This window comes from Burkholderia sp. AU28863 (genome assembly GCF_002223195.1).
Lineage (GTDB): Bacteria > Pseudomonadota > Gammaproteobacteria > Burkholderiales > Burkholderiaceae > Burkholderia > Burkholderia sola.
Genome location: NZ_NKFE01000006.1, coordinates 413,292 through 436,906 on the forward strand (window position 1 = coordinate 413,292; position 23,615 = coordinate 436,906).

The window sequence follows — 23,615 nt, forward strand, 5'->3', positions numbered from 1 at the left end:
AACATGTCTCGCGTCTTCATTTCCGGTTCGTCCACTGGCCTCGGCCTGATGGCCGCCGAACTGCTGGTACAACAAGGGCACAAGGTCGTGCTGCACGCGCGCAATGCCAACCGCGCAGAAGACACACGGCGCGCATTGCCCCAAGCGGAGGCGGTCGTCGTCGGTGATGTGGAAACGATTGCTGGCGCCAAAAACGTCGCGGAGCAGGTCAACGCCCTGGGTCACTTCGACGCCGTAATCCATAACGCCGCGGTCGGTTACCGTGAAGGGCATCGCGTCACGAGCGACGGCCTGCCGCACGTCTTCGCGATCAACACGCTGTCGGCCTACATACTTACCGCACTGATCCAACGTCCGCGGCGTCTCGTCTATCTGAGTTCCGGCATGCATCACCATGCGCAGGCCAACCTGGACGATGTCCTTTGGCGCAAGCGCCGTTGGAACGGCTCGGAAGCCTATGCCGAGAGCAAGCTGCATGACGCCATGCTGGCTTTCTCGGTTGCGCGTCGATGGACGGACGTGCGAGTCAACAGTTTGGAACCCGGTTGGGTTCCAACCAAGATGGGCGGACCAGGTGCACCTGACGACATGGACCAGGCTCATCGAACCCAGGTCTGGCTTGCCGCCGGCGACGATCCCCGAGCCGACGTGACAGGCGAGTACTTCTATCACATGAAGCGCATGGCAGCGAATCCTCAGGCACGAGATGCTGTTTTACAGGACCAGCTCCTACGCATGTGCGAGGAACTGTCGGGCGTCGCACTTCCTCAGTAATTAGCGAGCGACCACTGCCGCGCGCATTGCTCACGCTGAACCGCCCGGGTTTTGTGGAGGCTCGGATTCTTGAGAGAATCGAGCCATGATGAACAAGAAGGCAACCAAGTTTTCCCCTCAAGTTCGATCCGGCGCGGTTCAGTAATTGAAACAGCCAAGTCTTCTCAAAATCACATTCTGTTTGAATGAAGCGACGGGGCAGAACGAAGATTCAGCAAAACTCCCGCGACGGGGTCGGTAGGGCGCCGAGCAACTCGGTCCTGTCGACGAGCTTGCTCGCGATCACGTGTCGCACTTTCCCTTCAGCCTGCCACACGCCGCAGACCGCGAGCAGCGCGGCGCCGAGCGCTTCCTTCAAACATCTCCAGCAAGCCCGGCCAGAGGATCACGTTGACCTGGCCCGTCTCATCCTCGAGCGTCATGAACAGCACGCCGTTTGCCGTTCCTGGCCGCTGCCGTACTGTGCGATCTGCATTTACACTCGCAAGCGCACATACATCTGGCGCGCGCGATCTCGCTAAGAACGACTGACTGGAACGCCTACTTCAACGCCGCCGTTTCCATGCTCGCATTTTCAACATTCGATGATGCGCAGACGATGCTCACGCGGGGCGCAGCGGCCCCGCGCAGTCCCTCATCAAGTACGTCGACAAGAAAGCAATAGCGACGCTCAAAGGTTTGATAACGCTGATCATCGACGCATGCTGTTACTTAGCCCAACAAATTGCGGTGCTACTTCCCCGCTATCAGGCAGCCAGAGCAGTTCGCCTTGAGCAACGGAAAAGGCGGCATCTGAGCAGGAATAGACTCGTGGTCAATGAACCTTCACGGCGCGCTGGCTTCGTCGATCCGGCGGATGTCGTCCTGATCGAGCGTGACGCGGATCGCTTCGCCGAGCAGCGCGAGCTGCGCGAGCGACGTCGCGCTCGCGATCGGCGCGGTGATCGTCGGCCGCGCGATCTGCCATGCGAGCGCGATCGCGGCCGGCTGCGTGCCGTGCTTCGCGGACACGGCGTCGAGCGCCGCGAGGATGCGCAGGCCGCGTTCGTTCAGATAGCCGGCGACGCGATCGCCGCGCACGCTCTTCTTCAGGTCGGCCTCGCTGCGGTATTTGCCCGACAGGAACCCGCTCGCGAGCGCGTAGTAGTTGACGACACCGAGCTTCAGGTCGCGCACGACCGGTTCGAGATCGCGTTCGTAGTCGGCGCGGTTGAGCAGGTTGTACTCGGGCTGGATGACCTGATAGGCGGGCAGCCCGTCGCGCGCGCTGATGGCGGCGGCTTCGCGCAGGCGTGCGCCGCTGTAGTTCGACGCACCGATGATGCGCACCTTGCCCGCGTCGATCAGCGTTTGATAGGCGCCGAGCGTTTCTTCGAGCGGGGCCGTGTCGGCCAGGTCGCGGTGCGAGAAATACAGATCGATGTAGTCGGTCTGCAGGCGGCGCAGCGAATCGTCGACGGCCTTCAGGATATTGTCTTTCGACAGGCCCGCGCGCGTGCCGAGCAGGCCGACCTTGGTCGCGATCACGACCTGCTCGCGCTTGCCGGAGCGCTTCAGCCACTTGCCGATGATCGTTTCCGATTCGCCGCCGTGGTTGCCGGGCGCCCAGGCGGAATAGACGTCGGCCGTGTCGATGAAGTTGATGCCGGTGTCGGCGAGCGCGTCGAGCAACGCGAACGATGCGTTCTCGTCGACGGTCCAGCCGAAGACGTTGCCGCCGAACGCGAGCGGCGAAACCTGGATGCTGGATGTACCGAGGGTGCGATGTGCCATGTTCCTCTCCGATAACTGCGGGTAACGGGATTGAACTGCGGGATGGGTCGAGGCGATCGCGGCGGGATGGCAGGATGCGTGGTGCGGTTCCGCCGTGGTCGCGGGACACCGGACATTCTCGCCGATCGTTTCGATTCGTGCAGGCGCAGTAACGCCGTGATGATGGACGGCTTGCGGCAGATGGCGGAGACCGTGTCCGCTGCGTGCGTATTCCGTGCGGCTGCGTTGGATCGGGAGCGAATTTTTGCGGCGACGTGCGCGACGGGAATCACGCAGGTTGCGCCGGCGTGGCGCCGACGCGGAGGGAAAGCCGGGCGGCAGGCGGCCGCCCGTGCGCAGACGGGTCTTCGGTCAGCGTAACTGCACCGCCGCGAGGAACAGCACCATGCCGCCGATCGCGCCATCCAGCACGCGCCACGCGACCGCCTTGCGGAACCACGGCGCCAGCAATCGCGCGCCATAGCCGAGCCCGAGGAACCACACGATGCTGACCGTCATCGCGCCGATCGCGAACGCGAGCCGCGCGCCTTCCGGCTCGCGCGCGCCAGCCGTGCCGATCAGCAGGAACGTGTCGAGATACACGTGCGGATTGAGCCACGTGAACGCGAGCGTCATCAGCACGATCGCGAGCGCGCCCTGCGGCGGCGGCGCGACCGCGTCGCCGCGCACGTCGAGCGTGTCGTGGCCCGGCTTGAACGCACGGCGCAGCGCGTTGATGCCGAACCACGCGAGATACGCGAGGCCGACGTACAGCACCGCATGGACGAAAGTCGGATAGCGCTCGACGAGCACCGAAGCGCCACCGACCCCCGCGCCGATCAGGATCATGTCGGACACCGCGCACAGCAGCACGATCTTGCCGACGTGCGAGCGCATGATGCCCTGGCGCAGCACGAACGCGTTCTGCGCGCCGATGGTGACGATGAGCGACGCGCACAGTGCGGCGCCGTGGGAAAAAGCGAGCCAGTTCATGAGGGGGACAGCCGTGGAAGCAGTAGACGAATGAATCGGGTAGCGCTAGTCTGCGGTCAGCACAGGAATAAGAGAAGCTAAATCACCTAATGCGGATTAAGGAAATCTAATGCTCGACTACGCGTTGCTCGATGCCCTCGCGGCCGTGATCCGGCACGGTTCGTTCGAGCGGGCGGCCAAGGAGCTGAACGTCACGCCGTCGGCTGTGTCGCAGCGCGTGAAGCTGCTGGAGGAACGGGTCGGCAGCGTGCTCGTCAAGCGCGGGCAGCCGTGTGTCGCGACCACGTCGGGCGCGTTGCTGTGCCGGCATACCGAACGCGTGCAGCTGCTGGAAGCCGAATTGGGCGGCCGGATGCCCGCATTGCCGGGTCAGATCGCGAGCGCGTGGCCGACGTTGCGCGTGGCCGTCAACGACGATAGCGTCGCGACGTGGTTCATCGACGCGGTCGGGCCGTTCTGCACCGCGCGCGAGACGCTGCTCGATCTCGTGATCGACGATCAGGATTACACGGCCTCGCGCATCCGCGACGGCAGCGTGCAGGGCGCGGTGACCGCGCAGGCCGAGCCGATCCAGGGATGCCGGTCGGAGCGGCTCGGGAGGATCCGCTATCGCGCGGTGTGCTCGCCGGCGTTTTATGCACGCTATTTCGACGCGGGGATCACGCGTGATGCGCTGCGCCGCGCGCCGTGCGTGATGTTCAATCCGAAGGACGGGTTGCAGGCGCGTTTCATCCGGCGCGTGACGCGTGCGGATCTCGATCCGCCGCAGCACTGGATACCGCACGTCGCAGGCTATCTACGCGCATGCGAAACGGGATTGGGATGGGGGATGTGCCCGGACCGGATGGTCGACCGCCAGCTGGCGGCGGGTGAATTGATCGACATGTCGCGCGGACGAACCATCGACATCGATCTGTACTGGCAGAGCTGGCGTTTGTCGATCGGCTGGCTCGACGATTTCAGCGCGGCGCTGAAGGCGCGCGCCGCGCTGTTTCTCGATTGACCGGCGACGTGATGCAGGCGGCGCGCGCGACGTGTGCGCCGTGCGGTGTCAGACGTGCTGCAGGCCGTCGAAGTCGACGATCTGCACGTGACGGCCCTGCATTTCGATCAGGCCGCGCTTCTGGAATTTCGACAGCGTGCGGCTGACCGTTTCGAGCGTCATGCCGAGATAGCTGCCGATGTCCTCGCGCGTCATTCGCAGGTTGAATTCCGACGGCGAGTAGCCGCGCTTCAGGTAGCGCGACGACACGTCGAGCAGGAAAGCGGCGACGCGCTCTTCTGCATTCAGCGAACCGAGCAGCATCGTTTGCGATGTTTCGCGCACGATCTGTTCGCTCATCAGCTTGTGCATGCGCAATTGCATCGAGCCGGCTTCCGAACACAGCGCCTTGAGCGCGCTGTACGGAATCACGCAGACCGAGCTGTCTTCCAGCGCGACCGCGGTGCGCGGGTGCGTATCGTCGCAGATGCCGTCGAGGCCGAGCGCTTCGCCGGCGAGATGCAGGCCCGTGACCTGTTCGCGGCCGTCATGGCGCGTCGCGACGGTTTTCAGCGAACCCGAGCGCACTGCGTACAGGTTGTCGAATGCGTCGCCTTCGCGGAACAGCGCTTCGCCGCGCTTGACCGGGCGTGCCGCGCAGATGACCGACTCGAGGCGGCTGAGCGCTTCGGGCGCCAGACCCTGCGGCATGCACAGGTGCCGCATCGCGCACGACGAGCAGTGTGCGGCCTGGCGGGGAGCCCAGCTACCGGTATGGGGCACGGCGGCGGGGCGGGTGGCGACGGGCGTCAGCATGATCGTTTACTCCAGCGTTGGATCGACGAAATCATTGTCCCACCGCAAGTTGCCGCTGTCGGGTGACAAAACGTCGCGACCGGCCGCGCGTGCCGAACGCCGCTCAGGCAGCCGGCTCGTCCGCGTTGGCGGCCGCCGGGATCAGCAGCACCGGCAGCGTCGCGTGACGCACGCATTGTTCGGCGATGCTGCCGAGGACGAGGCGGCGGAAGCCGCGGCGGCCGTGCGTGCCGAGCACGAGCAGATCGGCGCCGAACGCTTTCGCGCCGTCGAGGATCAGCGACGATACGTCGTTGAGCGACGTCGCTTCGTTCAGCCGCGTTTCGCCTTTCACGCCGGCGGCCTGCATCAGCTTCGCGAAATCCTGCGCGAGCGCGTTGCCCTGCGCGACGAGCTGATCGCGCAGCACGGACGGATCGTAGCCGGGCACGTTGTAGTAGATCGCGGCGTTCTCGACGACGTAGAAAGGCTGCAGCTCCGCGCCGTGCGCTTTCGCGAGCGCCAGCGCGGCATCGAACGCATGGCGGGACGTGTCGCTGCCGTCGACGGCAACCAGAATACGCTTGTACATAGTGTCTCCGAATGGCGGATTGAAACGAAGTCGGCCGGATGGCCGAGCGGGCCGGGCAATGCGCAACGCTGCGAGGCAGGGTAAACCAACGGCCGCGATCGTGCAGCGAGGCGCACGCCGTGCGGCGCGGCCGTGCTGTCTGCGCCGGCCGTGCGTGGCCATGCACGCGGCGCATGCCGCATCGCGTGATGCGCGTCGTGTGGGTCGGCTGCGTCGTCGGCGAAAACGCATGCGCGCGCATCGACCCGGCCCATCAGTCATGCCGATGCGCCGTACGTATCGCCATTCAATCGCAATCGCGCCGTGATGCCATGACTTCGGTCAACGCATGTGCGTCGACACGATGCGCGGCATGCATGATTGCAACTCCCGATGCCAATATGCGGAATCGTTCATCGCGGCATCGTGCGAGCGCGTGTCGGCGCGCGGTCCGGTCGCGCGCGAGAATGCACCGTCATCGATCATCGTCGTCGACCGGTGGCGGTTCCCACACGAACGATCGATTCAAACGGCGCGCCGGCTATCCCGGCACGACGGTCAACTCGATGACGCGCTCCGGCCGTCGGCCGTGGCCGGGCCAGTACGCGCTGCCGTACATCCGGTGAACGGGACCGAACGGCGTGTCGCCTGCAGACGGCGCGTCGAAGCCTTTCTCGATCACCACGTAGCCGGCGCGCAGCGCGAACGCCGGATGGTTGCCGTCGGGGCGGCTGTCGAAACCGGCGAAACCGTCACCGGCTTCCGGCATCGCATTGACGAGCGACGCGTTGCTGCGCGTGACCTGGTCGGGCGAAATCGGCCCGACCCCGGCAAGCCGCGCCGCTTCGCGGTGCTTCCCGTCGGTGTCGACCGTGCTGTCATGCGTGTCGTCGTTGTCGAGTTCGATGCTGCGCGGATGCGCACGGCGTGTTTGAGCGGATGGTTCCATCGCGGTTCTCCTGGCGGCGACACGCTCCGGATCGAAGCAAATCCCGTTCCGGGCACGACGGGAAAAGGCGCGCGGGCGATCGCCGCGGTCGCGCGACGCGCACTGATTTGTCATGATTTATTTCAGCTAGAAGACGCGTTTTCTACAGAGTATGATTCTTTTCCTGCGAAGCGGCGACAGGGGATGAAGTCTCGCCGCCTCTGCCCGCGCCGGGGCGCCGCAGCACCCTTAAAGACGGGTAGCGAACAACAAAGCAAGGGACTAGAGGTGGCGGACTCATGCAAGCGACTACTGCCTTCACGCACCGCGGTTATCTGTTGAATTGCGCGCCCGCACGCGCCAGTGACGGTTCGTTCAAGCCCTACGTCGTGATCTCCCGATCGAGCGACGGAGAGCTCGTGGCGAACCGGTTTTTTCCGATCGACCTCCAGTTCAACGACGAAGGCGACGCGATCGCGCACGCGCGCGACTGGGCCGTTCGCTGGATCGACGCGAGCAGCATCTCGATGTGACGCCGTCACGCTCGTGCGGCGTCGGCGGTCCGGTGCGATCCGCGGGGTGCCGCTCCCGGACAAAAAACGCGGTAATCTTGCGGAACCCGTCACTTTATTAGCGGCCGTGCAACCGCGCGCGGCTGCCCGCATTGGTCTATGTCGACATCACCCGCCCGTCAGTGGGGCCTCGAAGAAATCGTCGCCGGCTTGCGCGAATCGCGCGAGGAACTCCATCGCACGCGCCATCCGCGCGGCATCCGCGAACTGCCGTCGCGCGATGCAATCTGCAAGATTGTGACCGGCCTGCGCGCGTCGATGTTTCCGACGCACTACGGCGCGCCCGACCTGACCGACGAAAGCGTCGACTACTACGTCGGCCACACGCTCGAAAGCACGCTGCGCGTGCTGTCCGAGCAGATTCGCCGCGCGCTGCCGTTTCTGCCCGAGCATGTCGATACGCCGTTCGCCGAGCTCGACGAACGCGCGTTCGAGATCGCGCGTGAATTCGGCCGGCAGTTGCCGGCGATCCGTGCGCTGCTCGTCAGCGACATCCAGGCCGCCTACGCGGGCGATCCGGCCGCGCAGCACATCACCGAGATCCTGCTGTGCTATCCCGGCGTGTTCGCGATGATGCACCATCGGCTCGCGCACGCGCTGCACCAGCTTGGTGTGCCGCTGCTCGCGCGGTTCATCAATGAAATCGCGCACTCGGCCACCGGCATCGACATTCACCCGGGCGCGCGGATCGGCCCGAGCTTCTTCATCGACCACGGCACCGGTGTCGTGATCGGCGAAACCGCGATCATCGGCGAGCGCGTGCGCGTGTACCAGGCCGTCACGCTCGGCGCGAAGAGTTTTCCGGCGGATGGCGAAGGCGCGCTGGTGAAGGGCAATGCACGACACCCGATCGTCGAGGACGACGTGGTGATCTATGCGGGCGCGACGATTCTCGGCCGCGTGACGATCGGGCGCGGCTCGGTGATCGGTGGCAACGTGTGGCTCACGCACAGCGTGCCGCCCGGCACGAGCGTCGCGCAGGGCAAGATTCGCGAGGGCGGCAGCGCCGAGAAGCCGTAACGAGGCGGCGGGCGAATGCGCGGGCGTCGTTCTGCGCAACGCGGCGGCATGACGCGCAATGGATTGGCGGCCGGCCCGCCGTCGGGCGCGATCGGGCGTGAGCGGCGCGAAGCCCGCCCGCCCCGGCGCGCGAAGGCGGCGCGCAGCCGCCTTCGTTCATCCAAGCGTCAGTGCTTGCCGTCCGGCGAGCGGTGCTTGTACAGCACGTCCTGATCGACGCGGATCAGGTTCTGGCCCGCATCGACGACGAAATCCACCCCGTTGTACGCATTGCCCGTCAGCAGCAGAATCGCGCTCGCGACGTCGTCGGGGCCCGCGATGCGCGCGAGCGGCGTCGACGCGCGGCTCGCGTGTTCGAAGTCGGCCTGCGTCTGGTCGTCGCTCGGCAGCATCAGCCCCGGGAACACCGCATTCACGCGCAGCACCGGCGCGGACGACAGCGCGAGCATCTGCGTGAGGTTGCCGAGCGCGGCCTTCGCGACCGTGTAGCTGAAATGGTCGCGGTGAAAGTTTTCCTTGATCTTCTGGTCGACCACGTTCACGACGACGCCCTGCGTGCCGGCCGCGCGGGCCCGTTCGTAGAACGCGCGCGTGAGCAGGATCGGCGCGCGGCAGTTGACGGCCCACGCGTGGTCGAACGCCGCGAGATCGAAGCTCGGGAAATGGTCCTGCCAGAACACCGACGCGTTGTTGACCAGCACGTCCAGGCGCCCGAACCGCGCATACACCTGGTCGATCAGCGCGGTGATCTGCGCGGCGTCGGACAGGTCGGCCTGCAGCGCGACCGAATCGTGCCCGCGTTCGGCGATCGTTCGCGCGGCGGCCTGCGCGGCATCGGCCGAACGGTCGTAGTGCACCGCGGTGCGATAGCCGTGCGCGGCGAAATACTCGGCGAACGCGCGCCCGGCCCGGCGCGCGGCGCCGGTCACGAGCACGACGGGCGCGTGCGCCGTTTGCTTCGTCTGCTCCATCAGGTATTCGTCAGGTTGACCGAGGAAGGATTCGCGACGATCGACAGGAATTCGCGACGCGTCGACGGATCGGTGCGGAACGTGCCGAGCATGCGCGACGTGACCATCTCGACGCCCGGCTTGTGCACGCCGCGCGTCGAGATGCACTGGTGCGCGGCTTCGAGGATCACGCCGACGCCCTTCGGCTGCAACACGTCGAACAGCGTGTCGGCGATCTGCACGGTCATCTTTTCCTGGATCTGCAAGCGCTTCGCGAATGCGTCGACGAGGCGCGCGAGCTTCGAGATGCCGACCACGCGATGGTTCGGTAGATACGCGACGTGCGCGCGGCCGATGATCGGCACCATGTGGTGCTCGCAGTAGCTCTCGAAGCGGATGTCCTTCAGCACGATCATTTCGTCGTAGCCGTCAACTTCGCTGAACGTGCGCGCGAGGATGTCGCGCGGCTCCAGCGCATAGCCGGCGAAGAACTGCTCGTATGCGCGCACGACGCGTGCGGGCGTATCGAGCAGGCCTTCGCGTGCGGGATCGTCGCCGGCCCAGCGCAACAGCACGCGGACGGCGTCTTCTGCTTCTTCGCGGCTCGGCCGCGAGACGACCGGCTCAGGCGGTGTGGTTTTCTTTCCCTTACCCATGTAGTGGCTCCATCGAAGGCCGCCTGCGGCGGCCGATATCCGGCCATTGTTTCATGCTTTCGGCGGTCGTGCGTACGGGCCGCCGCTCGCCGTTTATCACTTCGGCCATTCGTCCTGCTCGTCGTTGAACAGCGACGCGACGACGCCGCGCAGCCATGCGGTGCGCGGGTCGTTGTGGTACTTGCGATGCCAGTGCTGTTTCAGGTCGAAGCGCGGCAGCGCGAGCGGCGGCTCGACGGGCACGATGAACGCGTGTTCGGCCGCGTACGCATAGCCGATCGCGTGCGGCACCGTCGCGATCAGGTCGGTGCGGCTCAGGATGAACGGCAGGCTCATGAAGTGCGGCGTTTCGAGCACCGCGCGGCGCTGCATGCGCTGCTTCGCCAGATATTTCTCGAGCACTTCCTGGCTGCGGCCTTCCGCGCGCACCACCGCGTGGCCACATGTGAGGAACTGCTCTACCGTGAACGGCGGCGTCTGCTCGAACGGATGGCCGCGCCGCATCAGGCAGACGAACCGGTGCGTGAACAGCCGCTGCTGGAAGAAGTTGTTGCCGTCGAGATCGGGGAAGTAGCCGACCGCGAGATCGATCGACCCGGCTTCGAGGCCGCGTCCGACTTCGTCGTGCGCGAGCGAGACCGAACGCAGGTTCGCGTGCGGCGCAAGCGTCGCGAACGCCTGCAGCAGCTTCGGCAGGAACACAATCTCGCCGACGTCCGACAGCGCGATCGAGAACGTATGCGTGCTCGCGGCCGGGTCGAAGTCGTGCGGCGCGACGAGGCCGCGCTCGATCTGCGCGAGCGCATCGCGGGCGGCCGGCAGCAGCGCGAGCGCGCGCGGCGTCGGCTCCATCCCGCGCGACGTGCGCACGAACAGCGGATCGCCGAAGTACTCGCGCAGCCGGCCGAGCGCCGTGCTCACGCGCGGCTGGCTCACGCCGAGCAGGTCGCCCGCGCGGCTCACGTTGCGCGTGTCGTCGAGCGCGACGAGATAGGGAATCAGATTCAGATCGAGCGGGTCCATCGCCGGGGCCGGTATCTTCAAAACGTATACAACATATCTCCTGAATCGCGTTGCCGCATAGTCGGGAAAGCGCTCAAATGTGTTCGACGATTCGAATTAATGTTCAGGAGACGAACAATGCGCACCCAAGTCGCGATCATCGGCGCCGGTCCGTCCGGCCTTCTGCTGTCCCATCTGCTGCGCCTGCAAGGCGTCGATTCCATCCTCGTCGAAGCGCGTTCGCGCGAATACTGCGAGAACCGCATCCGTGCCGGCGTGCTGGAGCAGGGCACGGTCGACACGCTGAACGAAGCCGGCCTCGGCGACCGGATGCGCCGCGAAGGGCTCGAACATCACGGCATCGAACTGCTGTTCGACGGCCAGCGCCACCGCATCGACCTGTCCGGACTGACCGGCGGGCGCGCGATCACCGTCTACAGCCAGCATGAAGTGGTGCGCGACCTGATTGCGGCCGGTGTCGAGCACGGCCATCAGATGCACTTCGAAGTGAGCGACGTCGCGCTGCACGACGTCGAAAGCGAGCACCCGTTCGTCACGTTCAAGCACGCGGACGGCCGCGCGGACCGCATCGACTGCGATTACATCGCCGGCTGCGACGGCTTCCACGGCATCGCGCGCCAGACGATTCCCGCCGAGCGGCTGAACACGTTCGAGCGCGTCTACCCGTTCGCGTGGCTCGGCATCCTCGCCGATGCGGCGCCGTCGCTCGACGAACTCGTGTACGCGCATCACGACAACGGTTTCGCGCTGTTCTCGATGCGCTCGCCGACGGTCACGCGCCTGTACCTGCAGTGCAAGCCGGATGAAGACCTCGCCGAATGGTCCGATGCACGGATCTGGGACGAACTGCACACGCGTTTCTCGAACGACACCGGCTGGACGCCGACCGAGGGCCGGATCACGCAGAAGAGCGTGACGCCGATGCGCAGTTTCGTATCCGAGACGATGCAGCACGGCCGCCTGTTCCTCGCCGGCGACGCCGCGCACATCGTGCCGCCGACCGGCGCGAAGGGGATGAACCTCGCGGTGGCCGACGTCCGCGCGCTGTCCCGGGCGCTCGGCGCGCGCTACCGGACGGGCGACGCGACGCCGCTCGAGCGCTATTCGGCGACCTGCCTCGAGCGCGTGTGGCGCGCCGAGCACTTCTCTTACTTCATGACGAACATGCTGCATGCGTCGCCGGACGACTCGCCGTTCGTCAATCGCCTGAAGTTTGCCGAGTTGAAATATGTGACGCGTTCGCGGGCCGCCGCGCAATCGCTCGCCGAAAACTACGTCGGCTTGCCGTTCGACGACGCGACGCCCCCCGAGGCAACCCGCCTTGACAAGGCGCTGTGCGCGACTCTATGATCGGCCCATCGTTCGCTAATCGAATCTAGGTTCGATTAGCGAACAAAAGCCGAGGGTCGAACAAAGGCCTCCGGCGCGGCACGCGGCACGCGCGTGTCCTCTCGACAGGCCGCGCACGAGCCGCGGGTTCGCATCAGGAAGAGACATGGTCAACAAGATTTTCGAATCGCTTCAGTCGGCGGTTGCCGACGTCCACGATGGCGCGACAATCATGATCGGCGGCTTCGGCACGGCCGGCATGCCGTCCGAGCTGATCGACGCGCTGATCGAACAGGGCGCGCGCGACCTGACGATCGTCAACAACAACGCAGGCAACGGCGAGACGGGCCTCGCGGCGCTGCTGAAGGCGAAGAAGGTGCGCAAGATCATCTGCTCGTTCCCGCGCCAGAGCGACTCGCAGGTGTTCGACGCGCTGTACCGCGCGGGCGAGATCGAGCTGGAGCTCGTGCCGCAGGGCAACCTCGCGGAGCGCATCCGTGCGGCGGGCGCCGGCATCGGCGGTTTCTTCACGCCGACGGGCTACGGCACCAAGCTCGCGGAAGGCAAGGAAACGCGCGTGATCGACGGCAAGCCGTACGTGTTCGAGACGCCGATCCACGCCGATTTCGCGCTCGTGAAGGCTTACAAGGGCGATCGCTGGGGCAACCTCGTGTATCGCAAGACCGCGCGCAACTTCGGGCCGATCATGGCCAGCGCGGCGAAGATCGCGATCGTGCAGGTGTCGGAAGTCGTGCCGCTCGGTGCGCTGAATCCGGAACACATCGTGACGCCGGGCATTTTCGTGCAGCGCGTCGTCGAGGTGCCGCAGGCCGCGCACGCGGCCGAGCTGGCCGCCGAACACGCTGCATCGCAAGCCGCCTGACCCGCCTGGAACTTTGTATGGGACCGGAGTAAGCGCTGAAGCGCCCACTCCGGTCGACAGGAAACCGACATGAAACGACTGACCCGCGATGAAATGGCCAAGCGCGTCGCCCAGGACATCCCCGAAGGCGCGTACGTGAACCTCGGCATCGGCGTGCCGACGCTGGTGGCGAACCACCTCGACCCGAGCAAGGAGATTTTCCTGCACAGCGAGAACGGCCTGCTCGGCATGGGCCCGGCGCCCGCACCCGGTGAGGAAGACGACGAACTGATCAACGCCGGCAAGCAGCACGTGACGCTGCTCACCGGCGGCGCGTATTTCCACCACTCGGACTCGTTCGCGATGATGCGCGGCGGCCATCTCGACTACTGCGTGCTCGGCGCGTTCCAGGTGTCGGCGAGCGGCGACCTCGCGAACTGGCATACGGGCGCGCCCGATGCGATTCCGGCCGTCGGCGGTGCGATGGACCTCGCGATCGGCGCGAAGCAGGTGTTCGTGATGATGGAGCACCTGACGAAGCAGGGCGAGAGCAAGATCGTCGCGCAGTGCTCGTATCCGGTCACCGGCGTGCAATGCGTGAGCCGTATCTATACCGATCTGGCCGTACTCGACGTGACGGCCGACGGCCTCGCGGTGAGCGAGATCTTCACCGACCTGTCGTTCGACGAACTGCAGAAGCTGACCGGCGTACCGCTGATCGACGCGACGCAAAAGGCCGCCGCCTGAACGGCAAGCGTGCCGGTGCGCGCATTCGAGCGCACGCCGGCACGCTTGGGTAGACAATAGGCGCACGCCGTTTCCCCATTCCGATGCCATGCTCGAAGACAGCGCCCGCCTGACCTCCCTGATCTGCGGCACCGAGCCGCTCAACCGGATCTGGTCGCCCCGCGCGACGATCCAGCGGATGCTCGACGTCGAGGCCGCGCTTGCGCGCGCGCTCGCCGCGCGGCAAGTGATTCCCGCCACCGCGGTCGCGCCGATCGAACGCGCGTGCGACGCCGGCCGGCTCGACGCCGACGCGCTCGCGCACGGTGCCGCGCTCGGCGGCAATCTCGCGATTCCGCTCGTCAAGCAGCTCACCGCGCAAGTGAAGGCCGACGACCCCGAGGCCGCGAAGTTCGTGCACTGGGGCGCGACGAGCCAGGACATCATCGACACCGCGACCGTGCTGCAGTTGCGCGACACGCTCGACGTGCTCGAACCGCTGCTCGACGAAGCCTGTGCGTCGCTCGCGGTGCTCGCGCGCACGCACCGCGCGACGCCGATGATCGGCCGCACGTGGCTGCAGCAGGCGCTGCCGATCACGCTCGGCCTCAAATTCGCCCAATGGCTCGATGCGCTGCTGCGCCATCGCGCGCGCTTCGCCGAGTTGCGCGAGCGGGCGCTCGTGCTGCAGTTCGGCGGCGCGGCCGGCACGCTCGCGAGCCTGCGCGAGCACGCGGCCGGCGTGAGCGCCGCGCTCGCGGCCGACCTGAAGCTCGCGTTGCCGGCCGTGCCGTGGCATACGCAGCGCGACCGCATCGCGGAAGCCGCGGCGTGCTTCGGGATGCTGACCGGCACGCTCGGCAAGATCGCACGTGACGTGTCGCTGCAGATGCAGACCGAAGTCGGCGAGCTTGGCGAACCGGCGGCCGCCGGCAAGGGCGGCTCGTCGACGATGCCGCACAAGCGCAACCCGGTCGGCTGCGCGGCCGTGCTGACGGCCGCCGTACGTGCACCGAATCTCGTCGCGACCGTGTTCGCGGGAATGGTGCAGGAGCACGAGCGCGCACTCGGCGGCTGGCAGGCCGAATGGGATGCGTTGCCCGATCTCGCCCGCCTGACGGGCGGCGCGCTCTCGCAGATCGCGCAGATCGTCGCGGGCCTCGACGTGAACACCGAACGCCTCGCCGCGAACCTCGACCTGACGCACGGGCTGATCCTCGGCGAAGCGGTGATGCTCGCGCTCGGCGACCGGATCGGCCGGCTCGATGCGCATCACGTCGTCGAGCATGCGTCGAAGGAAGCCGTGCGCACCGGCGCGACGCTGTTCGACGTGCTCGCGGCCGATGCGACCGTGTCGGCCCACCTGTCGCGCGACGCGCTCGCGCAGCTGCTCGATCCCGCCCATTACGTCGGCGAGGCGCGGGCCTATGTCGACGCCGTGCTCGCGCTGCACGCGGGCGCGAAATAACCAGGAGAACCTTGAGATGCCTTTCGCCACTGTCAACGGCGTGAAACTGCATTACCGGATCGACCGTGCCGCACGCGACGACGCGCCGTGGCTCGTTTTCTCGAATTCGCTCGGCGCCGATCTGCAGATGTGGGCGCCGCAGATCCGCCCGCTCACGCAGCACTTCAATATCCTGCGCTACGACACGCGCGGCCACGGCCATTCCGACGCGCCGGCCGGGTCGTACACGATCGAGCAGCTCGCGGGCGACGTAATCGGCCTGCTCGACCACGTCGGCATCGACTGCGCGCATTTCTGCGGCATCTCGATGGGTGGATTGACGGGTGCCGCGCTCGCCGCGCGCTACCCGTCGCGCATCGTGCGCGCGGTGCTGTCGAACACCGCCGCGAAGATCGGCTCGCCGGAAGTGTGGGCGCCGCGTGCGCAGAAGGCGCGCGCCGAAGGGATGGCCGCGCTCGCCGACGCCGTGCTGCCGCGCTGGTTCACCGACGCATTCGTCGACCGCGAGCCGCGCCTGTTCGATGCGATCCGCGACACCTTCGTGCATACCGACAAGGATGGCTATGCGGCGAACTGCGACGCGCTGAATGCGGCCGACCTGCGCGAGGAAGTAAAGGGCATCGCGTTGCCGGTGCTCGTCGTGACCGGCGCGAAGGACATGTCGACGCCGCCCGACCAGGGCCGCGCGCTCGCCGCCGCGATTCCCGGTGCGCTGCACGTCGAATTCGACGCCGCGCACATTTCGAACATCGAATGCACCGACGGTTTCAACCGCGCGCTGCTCGATTTCCTGACTGCATGAGGCACCGGCGATGGACGACCAGGAACGTTATGAAGCAGGGATGAAGGTGCGTCGCGCGGTGCTCGGCGACGCGCACGTCGATCGCTCGATCGAGAACCGCACCGAGGTGACGGAGGAATTCCAGAACCTGATCACGCGCTACGCATGGGGCGAGATCTGGACGCGCGATGGCCTGCCGCGCCATACGCGCAGCCTGCTGACCATCGCGATGATGGTCGCGTTGAACCGCGGCGAGGAGTTGGCGCTGCACCTGCGCGCCGCGCGCAACAACGGCGTGACGCGCGACGAGATCAAGGAAGTGCTGCTGCAGACGGCGATCTATTGCGGCGTGCCGGCCGCGAATTCCGCGTTCCATCTCGCGGACAAGATCTTCAAGGAACAGGACGGGGCCGCATAAGACTGCCGGTCAGGCACGGCCGGCTGAGGGCGGCCGCAACCGATCGCGTGGCCTGCTTTCTCGAGCGGGCCGTCGACGACGGGATCGATGAACACGCCGGCAGAGCATCGGCGTGCGGCGCACCGGCTGGCTGGTGCGCGAACAAAGGAAGGGCGCGGCTGCCATGCCGTATCGCTCATACATATATTGGCGTTGCATGGGACCGGAGCAAGCGCTGAAGCGCCAACTCCGGCCGACAAGGAGACAGGCGATGAATCGCACCCCCGTGGTCGATGTCCAGACCTTCATCAACGAGCAGCCGTTCGGCGGCTTTCAATGGCTCGTATTCCTCATGTGTTTCGTGATCGTGCTGCTGGACGGCTTCGATACGGCTGCGATCGGTTTCATCGCGCCATCGCTGCTCGGCGAGTGGAACCTCACGAAGCCCGATCTCGCGCCGGTGCTCAGCGCCGCGCTGTTCGGCCTCGCGTGCGGCGCGCTCGTGTCGGGCCCGCTGTCCGACCGGCTCGGCCGCCGCTCGCTGTTGCTCGGTTCGGTGTTCCTGTTCGGGGTCGCATGCCTGATGTCCGCGTTCTCGAACACGATCGGGCACCTGACCATCCTGCGCTTCATCACCGGCGTCGGGCTCGGCGCGGCGATGCCGAACGCGGTCACGATGATGGGCGAATTCTGCCCGGACAAGCGCCGCGCGACCGTGATCAACCTGATGTTCTGCGGCTTTCCGCTCGGCGCCGCGTTTGGCGGTTTTCTGGCCGCATGGATGATTCCGCATTTCGGCTGGCGCAGCGTACTGATGCTCGGCGGCGTGACGCCGCTGCTGCTCGGCATGCTGTTGCTGCTGAAGATGCCGGAATCGGTACGCTTCATGGTCGCGAGCGGCCAGTCCATCGACAAGATCCGCGCCACGCTCGCACGCATCTCGCGCGACGCACTGAACGCCGGCTCGTTCGCGCTGACCGAAGCCGCGCCGCAGACCGGCGGCAAGGGCCTCGGCGTCGTGCTGTCGCGCTCGTACATCGTCGGCTCGGTGATGCTGTGGCTCGCGTACTTCATGGGCCTCGTGATCTTCTACGCGTCGATCAACTGGATGCCGATCCTGCTGAAGGATGCGGGCCTGACGCCGAAGAGCGCGACGCTGATCTCCGCGCTGTTCCCGCTCGGCGGCGTGGGCGCGGTGCTGTGCGGCGTGCTGATGGACCGCTTCAACGCGAACCGCGTGATCGCCGTGTGCTATGCGCTGACGGCCGTGAGCGTGTATGCGATCGGGCAGGCGGCCGGCAACGTCGGGTTGCTGGTGCTGGTCGTGTTCGTGGCCGGCGTGCTGATGAACACCGCGCAATCGTCGATGCCGGCGCTCGCTGCCGCTTTCTATCCGACCGAAGGGCGCGGCACGGGTGTCGCGTGGATGCTCGGCGTCGGTCGTTTCGGCGGGATCGCGGGGTCGTTCCTCGTCGCCGAACTGACGCGCCGGCACTTCTCGTTCGCGGGCGTGTTCGCGACGATCGCCGTCGCGGGCGTGCTGGCCTGCGCCGCGCTGCTGATCAAGCAGATGGCGCGGCCGCATGGCGTCGCGCAGCCGGCAGGCAAGATCGAGTCGCTCGGGCATTGAGCGACCGGCGGGCCGGTGCGACGCGCCGGCTCAGTGCATGATGGATTCGGGTCGGTTGCAAGCAGATCGACCGACGCAGGACAGCAGACCGGGCCGCCTTCGCGGCCCGTCGACATTCCGGCGGCCGCGTCGTTACTCCTCCGCGTCGTGCTCCTTGACGAAATTGCGCAAATACGCGCGCAACGCGGCTTCCCGGCTGCGATGATCGTCGTGGTTCGCGGCGCCCATTTCCTCTTCGTCACCGAACAGCGTTGGCGGCGCGCAGTAAGTGCCGACTTCGATGTTCTCGCGCAGCACGCGGATATCGTGCGTGAGCGGGTGATACTCGGCGATCCAGTGCATGCCTTCGATGTGCTCGCCCGCTCTCAGCATTGGCTTCATCAGCAATCTCCATGCAGAGCAGCGGTGCAACCGCCGAAGCGGTTGCACGCGCCCGTACCGAAAGGGTACGCCTGCATCACGCGAAGCTCAACGGGCGCGCTTGTGAGCGCTCACTGCGGCAGCAGATGGGCGACGAGCGGATACAGCGACAGGATCAGCAGCACGGCCATCGTCACGTTGAAGACGCGCAGCGCGCGAGGATTCGACAGGAAGCGCCGCAGGCCGAGGCCGAACGCGGCCCAAAGGCAGATGCACGGGAAGCCGATCAGGATGAATACGACGGACATCCATGCGGCGTTCATCCCGTAGTCGGTGGACAGCTGGACCGTCGTCGCGGCGGTCAACACCATCATCCACGCTTTCGGGTTGACCCACTGGAACGCGGCGGCTTCGAGGAACGTCATCGGCCGCGGCTTGGCGCCGTGCGCTTTCACTTCGCCCGACGTGCCGATGCGCCATGCGAGGTATAGCAGATACGCGACGCTCGCGGCTTCGAGGATCGTGTACAGCAGCGGCAGGCGCTTGAACGCTTCGCCGAGGCCGAAGCCGACGCAGAGCATCAGGATCGCGACGCCGATGCTGATGCCGAACAGGTGCGGCATCGTGCGGCGGAAACCGAAGTTGACGCCGGACGCGAGCAGCATCGTGTTGTTCGGGCCGGGCGTGATCGACGTGACGAGCGCGAACAGCATGCCGGCCGGCAGCGCGCTGAGGGTGAGGAATTCCATCGCGGATTCTCCATTTGTGTTCAAGGCTGGGATGGATCCAGTGTAGCGACGGTTTTCTGTACAGTACCGGCACAGTTTGCCTGGCGGATGCCGGTACGGGCGAGACTTGTCGGACGTCTAAGAGATGAGCAATGTTGTTTCTCAGAAAAGATGTCCGTGGTCTCAATAGGTTGTCTTCGAATAATTGGCCGCCTTCTGCACATTAAGGGTGTAACCTACCTCCCTATGCGGGAATGATCGTGGAAAATTTGCCAATATCGGATTTTTCATGCATGTTTGGCCGAACTCGCCCTGTTGTTGTTTTCGTATTGGAGGCGCTTACCTGCCCGTTTAACGTTTGAAGTTCGTCCGCGCAAACTTACGGAGAAATCGATGCTCCGGCACGTTGAGCCGGATGTAGCATGCAATTGTCCTTCGAGTGTTTCTCTCGGCATCACGGGGGGGCATCGGCTCCCGCAATCGTGTGAATCTTGTGGAGAAGCGAAGGTAGATGACAAGATGCCCATACTGACGGCAATCAAAAGCTTTTGGTCAGACCTACCCCCAAAGTACGGCCGCGACCGACCGAAACCAGCTGCATGCCCGAGTACAGGCTGCCGAAGGTTTCATAGCGCTTGTCGAAAAGATTGCGGCCGAACAGATAAACTTCGAGATCCTTGTTTTTCCATCCAATCTGGGCATTCACAAGGCTATAGGCATCAAGGTAATAAGATTTGTCGATATCCGCGGTGCGCTTGCCTGTGTATTGGTATTGAAGGTCGGCAGAGAGCTTGCCGGGCAAATGAATCGCCTTGGCTGAGGTTTCGTATTGCAGCCCGGCCGTCGCCGTCCATTTCGGTGTGTTCGGAACAGGATTGCCAGTGACCGTATTGACCGCGGCGCCGTTGGCTCCGAGTTCGCTATGGATGTAGCCGACGCCTCCGGAGAAGCTCAAGCCTTCAGCGATGAGCGCGCGCGCCTGCAATTCGAAACCACTGGTCTTGTAGTCCTGGTATGTTGTCCGGAAAGCGCCAAGCGAAGGATCGAGATAGGACATGACACCGTTCTTGATGTCGTTGTGATAGACGCTGGCATCGATCTGAAGACGATGGTCAAGAAGATCGGCCTTGACGCCCGCTTCGTAAGTCCACCCCAAAGCGGCCGGATAGGGGTTGCCCACGATGCCATCGACCGGATAGCTAAAGAGCGGGTACACCCGTGACGCGTGACCACGAGCAACCGACACGTAGCTTTGAATGTCGTTCGTCCACTTGAAGGAGAGTGCTACCCGACCTGTCGGATAGGTTTGCGACGTTGAGTTGGAGCCGGTCAGCGAAGCGAGGCCCAGGGAGTTGTCCTGCTTCATCTCGATATTGTCATGGCTTACCCGACCGCCGATCGAAAACTCCCAGCGGTTCGCAAAGGGGATCGAAACGTCCCCGAACAGTCCTAGATTGGTCGTGTCGAGATTGCTTTTCATCGCGACTGAGCCGGAATACGGAGGCGGCGCGCACTGCGTACTGCTGCACCAGCGTATGCCGTTGGTTCGCATGGCACTGGCGCCGACGACCCAGCGAACCGGGGCACCTTCGAGTGAATTCAGCCGAATCTCCTGGCTGAAGATGTTCTCCTGATCCGTCGAATGGCCCACGTTACTGGATGCGGGAAACCCGATCGCGTCATAGACAAGTTTGTCCACGAGATCGAGTTCGCTTTCCAGCTTGTTGTGCTGGTAGGAACTGATGGAAGTGAGCTGGAAATTCTTGAAGAAGTGCTCGACGGTCACGGTGGCGCCCGCTTGCGTCGTCTTCAAGTCCGGCTCGGTCAGGATGCCACTGGTCGGAAACTGACTGGCGCTACGCAGGACATAGAGCGGGGAGTTAGCCTGATCATGCAGATAGTTACCCGTCACTGTGATGAGCGTGTCGTCCAGCCCCGTGAAGCGTAGTCCTCCACGGAATGCACCGATGTCGCGCTTGCCCAGCTTGTCGGTGTAAAGGCTGCGTATATCGCCATTCTCATGGCCATAACGGATCGCCATGCGTCCGTCGAGTTGTCCGGGCACGATATTGCCGCCAAGAACCGCCTCGCCCATGCGATAGCCGTGTTCGCCGACCTCGGTTGTCACGTGAACATCCCGAGTTCCGTCAGGCTGCTTCGTGACAACGTTGATGGCGCCGCCCAGCGCATTGGTTCCCCATAGCGTGCCTTGAGGGCCGCGCAACACTTCGATATGGTCGACGTCGAGCAACATGTTCGACGCGCTCATCATGCTGTTCGGCACACCATCGACATTGAATGCGATCGTGCCATCGGCGTAGTTGGCAGGCGTCCCAAGTGAACTGACACCGCGAATCGAGAACCACTGGGAGCCTGTGGCGCGGCTGACCCATTGCACATTGGGCGCATGGCCGGCGATAGCCACGCCTGGATCGAAGGGCGATTCCTTCAAGGTCTTCGCCTGCAGAACCGTGATGCTTTCAGGCACATCCTGAAGGCGTTCGGTCGTTTTCCGGGCGGTGACCGTGACGGGCTCAAGGACCGTGCTCTCTGCGCTCGATGCCGACGTGCCGCTATCCGGCGACTCGGTGGTTGATTGCGCTTGCTTTCCTTCGGTAGCGAACACGTCCGGAGCAGCGACGGCGACGGCTGCGGCAATCGTTGCGTTGAGCAATGTATGTCGGACGGTACGGACGACACGCAAGCCACACGCCGGGAGCCCTTCGCGCATCGCATCGATCGAGCCTGAACTTCTGCCAACGGATGGATGAAAGGGAGAGCGATGGACCGCACATTGCCCTTCAATATGAGGCGTGTTAGACATTAAACGAGACTCATTTGCATTATCGGGATCGTCAATTTACCGATTCGGCGACACACCTCCGTAGCGAGATTTGGCCAATTCCTTATTCAATCAGGCCAACTGTATGTCTTTCCATCGAGATGGCCGTATTGCGAAATAAATTGACTAGATTTCGCAATGTAGAAGTGTGGGTGCACGGGTAGGCTGCGCCTCATCGTGGCCTGCCATGTCTGTTCTCTGGCCGGCCGAGTACTTCGTCCTTCCCGAGGAATACCCGTGCACTCACATATCATCGGCAGATCGGCCATGCGCGGCCGTTCAAGCGCCATCTCGACTCCCTTTGCTCGAGCGGGGCGCGCATGAGCACCGCCGCTCTCTCCCGTACCAAACCCATTGTCATAAGCGTGGTTGGGCTGGTCGTGGTCTTCGGCCTGCTGTATGCCTGGCGCGCTGTTCGCAGCGGCGGCGCGGAACAACAGGCCATGCCGCCGATGCCTGTCTCGACGATCCGCGCAGCGCCTCGCAGTGTGGCCGACGAGTGGCAGGCCGTCGGCAGCCTGCAAGCCGTGCATGAAGTGCTGCTGGCTCCCGATACCTCGGGGCGGGTGACCGCCGTCAATTTCGACGCAGGCCAGTCCGTGAAGGAAGGGGCGGTGCTGATTCAGCTCTACGATGCCCCCGAACAAGCGGATCGTGCCGCTGCCGTGGCAAAAGCCGATTTCGCCCAGTTGCAACTCAGGCGTTCGCAAGCGTTGGCGCCTACCGGCGCGGAACCGCGCGAATTGCTCGAACAACATAAGGCGGACGCTGCCCAGACTGCGGCGGCAGTCCGGCAACTGGACGCACGCATTCAGCAAAAGTCGATTCGCGCGCCGTTCTCCGGTCAGTTAGGTATCCGACGGATCAACCTGGGTCAGTATCTCAACGCCGGTGACGCGATCGCCACGCTGACCCAGCTCGATCCGCTCTATGTCAACTTCACGTTGCCGCAGCAGGATATGCCCAGGCTGACGTCGGGCGCACCGGTTCAGGTAACGGTGGATGCGGTGCCGGGGAGGGTATTCACCGCCAGGATCAGCGCCATCGAACCGCGTATCGATGGAGAAACCCGCAATGTGGCCGTTCAGGCGCTGTTGCCCAATACCGACCGGGTGCTGAAACCCGGCATGTACGTGACGGCGCGGCTGGTATTGCCCGCCACGACCGACAATATCGTATTGCCGCTCACGGCGATCCAGACTTCGGCCTCCGGTGACAGCGTGGTGGTCGTGAAAGGGGCCGACGCGCAGGGAGTCGGCAAGGCGGTTGCCGTGCCGGTCGTCACCGGCCGCCGGCTCGGGGAGGAGGTTCTGGTAACCCAAGGCGTCAAGCCTGGCGACGTCGTGGTGATGGCTGGCCAGAACCGTCTTCCGCCCGGTGCGACCGTAAAAATCAACAGCACGCCCCCTTCGGCAACGGCGACACCTGACGCCCCGGCCGGTGCGTCCTCCAGCGCCAGCGCGCGGTAAAGGAAAC

23 protein-coding genes and 1 pseudogene are annotated in these 23,615 nt (G+C 65.0%); 12 read left to right on the top strand and 12 right to left on the bottom strand.

What is annotated here, in order from left to right; translation table 11 throughout:
- Nucleotides 1–3: 3 nt before the first annotated feature.
- The gene (locus tag CFB81_RS28535; protein ID WP_089437361.1) at nt 4–774 is read left to right on the top strand and encodes an SDR family NAD(P)-dependent oxidoreductase; all 771 of its coding nucleotides are present in this window, start codon (nt 4–6) and stop codon (nt 772–774) included.
- Between the two features lie 211 nt (nt 775–985).
- Here CFB81_RS28535 and CFB81_RS36705 read toward each other — a convergent pair.
- The 3 genes and pseudogenes from CFB81_RS36705 to CFB81_RS28550 form a co-directional block, all read right to left on the bottom strand.
- A pseudogene (locus tag CFB81_RS36705) lies at nt 986–1,238 on the bottom strand (hypothetical protein); the annotation flags it as partial.
- A 361-nt stretch (nt 1,239–1,599) separates the two neighbouring features.
- Nucleotides 1,600–2,547, bottom strand: a complete 948-nt coding sequence (locus tag CFB81_RS28540; RefSeq protein ID WP_089437362.1) for an aldo/keto reductase — start codon at nt 2,545–2,547, stop codon at nt 1,600–1,602.
- Nucleotides 2,548–2,898: 351 nt separating this feature from the next.
- The gene (locus tag CFB81_RS28550) at nt 2,899–3,519 is read right to left on the bottom strand and encodes a LysE/ArgO family amino acid transporter (protein ID WP_089437364.1); all 621 of its coding nucleotides are present in this window, start codon (nt 3,517–3,519) and stop codon (nt 2,899–2,901) included.
- Nucleotides 3,520–3,628: 109 nt separating this feature from the next.
- On the opposite strand from CFB81_RS28550, the gene CFB81_RS28555 reads away from it, so the two are divergent.
- On the top strand, nt 3,629–4,522 hold the full coding sequence (locus tag CFB81_RS28555; RefSeq protein ID WP_059581311.1) for a LysR family transcriptional regulator ArgP: 894 nt from the start codon (nt 3,629–3,631) through the stop codon (nt 4,520–4,522).
- A gap of 48 nt (nt 4,523–4,570) precedes the next feature.
- Here the strand turns inward: CFB81_RS28555 and fnr are convergent, their stop codons facing one another.
- The 3 genes from fnr to CFB81_RS28575 form a co-directional block, all read right to left on the bottom strand.
- Entirely contained in the window at nt 4,571–5,317 is a 747-nt protein-coding gene (gene fnr / locus CFB81_RS28560) for a fumarate/nitrate reduction transcriptional regulator Fnr (RefSeq protein ID WP_069621242.1), read from the bottom strand.
- Nucleotides 5,318–5,420: 103 nt separating this feature from the next.
- Nucleotides 5,421–5,888, bottom strand: coding sequence for a universal stress protein (locus CFB81_RS28565; RefSeq protein ID WP_059793221.1), 468 nt, complete (start codon nt 5,886–5,888; stop codon nt 5,421–5,423).
- A gap of 520 nt (nt 5,889–6,408) precedes the next feature.
- Complete coding sequence (locus CFB81_RS28575) at nt 6,409–6,816, bottom strand: DUF3005 domain-containing protein (protein WP_089437365.1); 408 nt, start codon at nt 6,814–6,816, stop codon at nt 6,409–6,411.
- Between the two features lie 278 nt (nt 6,817–7,094).
- Here CFB81_RS28575 and CFB81_RS28580 point away from each other — a divergent pair, with 278 nt between their 5' ends.
- On the top strand, nt 7,095–7,328 hold the full coding sequence (locus tag CFB81_RS28580) for a hypothetical protein (RefSeq protein ID WP_089437366.1): 234 nt from the start codon (nt 7,095–7,097) through the stop codon (nt 7,326–7,328).
- 138 nt (nt 7,329–7,466) lie between these two features.
- A complete protein-coding gene (gene epsC, locus CFB81_RS28585) occupies nt 7,467–8,387 on the top strand; it encodes a serine O-acetyltransferase EpsC (protein ID WP_089437367.1) in 921 nt (306 codons plus the stop codon).
- Between the two features lie 167 nt (nt 8,388–8,554).
- Here epsC and CFB81_RS28590 read toward each other — a convergent pair whose 3' ends face one another.
- The 3 genes from CFB81_RS28590 to CFB81_RS28600 all read right to left on the bottom strand — a co-directional run bounded on the left by CFB81_RS28590 (nt 8,555) and on the right by CFB81_RS28600 (nt 11,016).
- The gene (locus tag CFB81_RS28590) at nt 8,555–9,358 is read right to left on the bottom strand and encodes an SDR family oxidoreductase (RefSeq protein WP_050017186.1); all 804 of its coding nucleotides are present in this window, start codon (nt 9,356–9,358) and stop codon (nt 8,555–8,557) included.
- Nucleotides 9,358–9,993, bottom strand: coding sequence for a GTP cyclohydrolase I FolE (gene folE, locus CFB81_RS28595; protein WP_089437368.1), 636 nt, complete (start codon nt 9,991–9,993; stop codon nt 9,358–9,360). Before folE ends, CFB81_RS28590 begins: the two co-directional genes overlap by 1 nt.
- A 96-nt stretch (nt 9,994–10,089) precedes the next feature.
- Nucleotides 10,090–11,016, bottom strand: coding sequence for a LysR family transcriptional regulator (locus tag CFB81_RS28600; protein ID WP_050017184.1), 927 nt, complete (start codon nt 11,014–11,016; stop codon nt 10,090–10,092).
- Between the two features lie 117 nt (nt 11,017–11,133).
- Here CFB81_RS28600 and pobA point away from each other — a divergent pair, with 117 nt between their 5' ends.
- From pobA to CFB81_RS28635, 7 genes are all read left to right on the top strand, one after another.
- Nucleotides 11,134–12,366, top strand: a complete 1,233-nt coding sequence (pobA, locus tag CFB81_RS28605; protein ID WP_089437369.1) for a 4-hydroxybenzoate 3-monooxygenase — start codon at nt 11,134–11,136, stop codon at nt 12,364–12,366.
- A 145-nt stretch (nt 12,367–12,511) separates the two neighbouring features.
- Nucleotides 12,512–13,228 (top strand): 3-oxoacid CoA-transferase subunit A, encoded by a 717-nt coding sequence (locus CFB81_RS28610; RefSeq protein ID WP_089437370.1) that lies wholly within the window; start codon nt 12,512–12,514, stop codon nt 13,226–13,228.
- A 69-nt stretch (nt 13,229–13,297) separates the two neighbouring features.
- Nucleotides 13,298–13,954 (top strand): CoA transferase subunit B, encoded by a 657-nt coding sequence (locus CFB81_RS28615; protein WP_059581289.1) that lies wholly within the window; start codon nt 13,298–13,300, stop codon nt 13,952–13,954.
- Between the two features lie 88 nt (nt 13,955–14,042).
- Nucleotides 14,043–15,401, top strand: coding sequence for a 3-carboxy-cis,cis-muconate cycloisomerase (locus tag CFB81_RS28620; protein ID WP_089437371.1), 1,359 nt, complete (start codon nt 14,043–14,045; stop codon nt 15,399–15,401).
- 16 nt (nt 15,402–15,417) lie between these two features.
- Nucleotides 15,418–16,203, top strand: coding sequence for a 3-oxoadipate enol-lactonase (gene pcaD, locus CFB81_RS28625; RefSeq protein ID WP_089437372.1), 786 nt, complete (start codon nt 15,418–15,420; stop codon nt 16,201–16,203).
- Nucleotides 16,204–16,213: 10 nt separating this feature from the next.
- Nucleotides 16,214–16,600, top strand: a complete 387-nt coding sequence (gene pcaC / locus CFB81_RS28630; protein ID WP_089437373.1) for a 4-carboxymuconolactone decarboxylase — start codon at nt 16,214–16,216, stop codon at nt 16,598–16,600.
- Between the two features lie 250 nt (nt 16,601–16,850).
- On the top strand, nt 16,851–18,209 hold the full coding sequence (locus CFB81_RS28635; RefSeq protein WP_089437374.1) for an MFS transporter: 1,359 nt from the start codon (nt 16,851–16,853) through the stop codon (nt 18,207–18,209).
- Nucleotides 18,210–18,341: 132 nt separating this feature from the next.
- On the opposite strand, the gene CFB81_RS28640 is transcribed toward CFB81_RS28635, so the two are convergent.
- The 3 genes from CFB81_RS28640 to CFB81_RS28650 form a co-directional block, all read right to left on the bottom strand.
- Nucleotides 18,342–18,590, bottom strand: a complete 249-nt coding sequence (locus tag CFB81_RS28640; protein ID WP_050017178.1) for a hypothetical protein — start codon at nt 18,588–18,590, stop codon at nt 18,342–18,344.
- Between the two features lie 110 nt (nt 18,591–18,700).
- Nucleotides 18,701–19,318 carry a LysE family translocator gene (locus tag CFB81_RS28645; RefSeq protein ID WP_089437375.1) on the bottom strand — a complete coding sequence of 206 codons (618 nt, stop codon included), beginning with the start codon at nt 19,316–19,318 and terminating at the stop codon, nt 18,701–18,703.
- 517 nt (nt 19,319–19,835) lie between these two features.
- Nucleotides 19,836–22,028, bottom strand: coding sequence for a TonB-dependent receptor (locus CFB81_RS28650; protein ID WP_179236087.1), 2,193 nt, complete (start codon nt 22,026–22,028; stop codon nt 19,836–19,838).
- A gap of 431 nt (nt 22,029–22,459) precedes the next feature.
- Here CFB81_RS28650 and CFB81_RS28655 point away from each other — a divergent pair, with 431 nt between their 5' ends.
- The gene (locus CFB81_RS28655) at nt 22,460–23,608 is read left to right on the top strand and encodes an efflux RND transporter periplasmic adaptor subunit (protein ID WP_089437377.1); all 1,149 of its coding nucleotides are present in this window, start codon (nt 22,460–22,462) and stop codon (nt 23,606–23,608) included.
- Nucleotides 23,609–23,615: the final 7 nt, after the last annotated feature.

Coding starts and splice junctions, on each gene's coding strand:
- CFB81_RS28535 (WP_089437361.1), top strand. CDS start 4: ATGTCTCGCGTCTTCATTTCCGGTTCGTCCACTGGCCTCGGCCTGATG.
- CFB81_RS28540 (WP_089437362.1), bottom strand. CDS start 2,547: ATGGCACATCGCACCCTCGGTACATCCAGCATCCAGGTTTCGCCGCTC.
- CFB81_RS28550 (WP_089437364.1), bottom strand. CDS start 3,519: ATGAACTGGCTCGCTTTTTCCCACGGCGCCGCACTGTGCGCGTCGCTC.
- CFB81_RS28555 (WP_059581311.1), top strand. CDS start 3,629: ATGCTCGACTACGCGTTGCTCGATGCCCTCGCGGCCGTGATCCGGCAC.
- fnr (WP_069621242.1), bottom strand. CDS start 5,317: ATGCTGACGCCCGTCGCCACCCGCCCCGCCGCCGTGCCCCATACCGGT.
- CFB81_RS28565 (WP_059793221.1), bottom strand. CDS start 5,888: ATGTACAAGCGTATTCTGGTTGCCGTCGACGGCAGCGACACGTCCCGC.
- CFB81_RS28575 (WP_089437365.1), bottom strand. CDS start 6,816: ATGGAACCATCCGCTCAAACACGCCGTGCGCATCCGCGCAGCATCGAA.
- CFB81_RS28580 (WP_089437366.1), top strand. CDS start 7,095: ATGCAAGCGACTACTGCCTTCACGCACCGCGGTTATCTGTTGAATTGC.
- epsC (WP_089437367.1), top strand. CDS start 7,467: ATGTCGACATCACCCGCCCGTCAGTGGGGCCTCGAAGAAATCGTCGCC.
- CFB81_RS28590 (WP_050017186.1), bottom strand. CDS start 9,358: ATGGAGCAGACGAAGCAAACGGCGCACGCGCCCGTCGTGCTCGTGACC.
- folE (WP_089437368.1), bottom strand. CDS start 9,993: ATGGGTAAGGGAAAGAAAACCACACCGCCTGAGCCGGTCGTCTCGCGG.
- CFB81_RS28600 (WP_050017184.1), bottom strand. CDS start 11,016: ATGGACCCGCTCGATCTGAATCTGATTCCCTATCTCGTCGCGCTCGAC.
- pobA (WP_089437369.1), top strand. CDS start 11,134: ATGCGCACCCAAGTCGCGATCATCGGCGCCGGTCCGTCCGGCCTTCTG.
- CFB81_RS28610 (WP_089437370.1), top strand. CDS start 12,512: ATGGTCAACAAGATTTTCGAATCGCTTCAGTCGGCGGTTGCCGACGTC.
- CFB81_RS28615 (WP_059581289.1), top strand. CDS start 13,298: ATGAAACGACTGACCCGCGATGAAATGGCCAAGCGCGTCGCCCAGGAC.
- CFB81_RS28620 (WP_089437371.1), top strand. CDS start 14,043: ATGCTCGAAGACAGCGCCCGCCTGACCTCCCTGATCTGCGGCACCGAG.
- pcaD (WP_089437372.1), top strand. CDS start 15,418: ATGCCTTTCGCCACTGTCAACGGCGTGAAACTGCATTACCGGATCGAC.
- pcaC (WP_089437373.1), top strand. CDS start 16,214: ATGGACGACCAGGAACGTTATGAAGCAGGGATGAAGGTGCGTCGCGCG.
- CFB81_RS28635 (WP_089437374.1), top strand. CDS start 16,851: ATGAATCGCACCCCCGTGGTCGATGTCCAGACCTTCATCAACGAGCAG.
- CFB81_RS28640 (WP_050017178.1), bottom strand. CDS start 18,590: ATGAAGCCAATGCTGAGAGCGGGCGAGCACATCGAAGGCATGCACTGG.
- CFB81_RS28645 (WP_089437375.1), bottom strand. CDS start 19,318: ATGGAATTCCTCACCCTCAGCGCGCTGCCGGCCGGCATGCTGTTCGCG.
- CFB81_RS28650 (WP_179236087.1), bottom strand. CDS start 22,028: ATGCGCGAAGGGCTCCCGGCGTGTGGCTTGCGTGTCGTCCGTACCGTC.
- CFB81_RS28655 (WP_089437377.1), top strand. CDS start 22,460: ATGAGCACCGCCGCTCTCTCCCGTACCAAACCCATTGTCATAAGCGTG.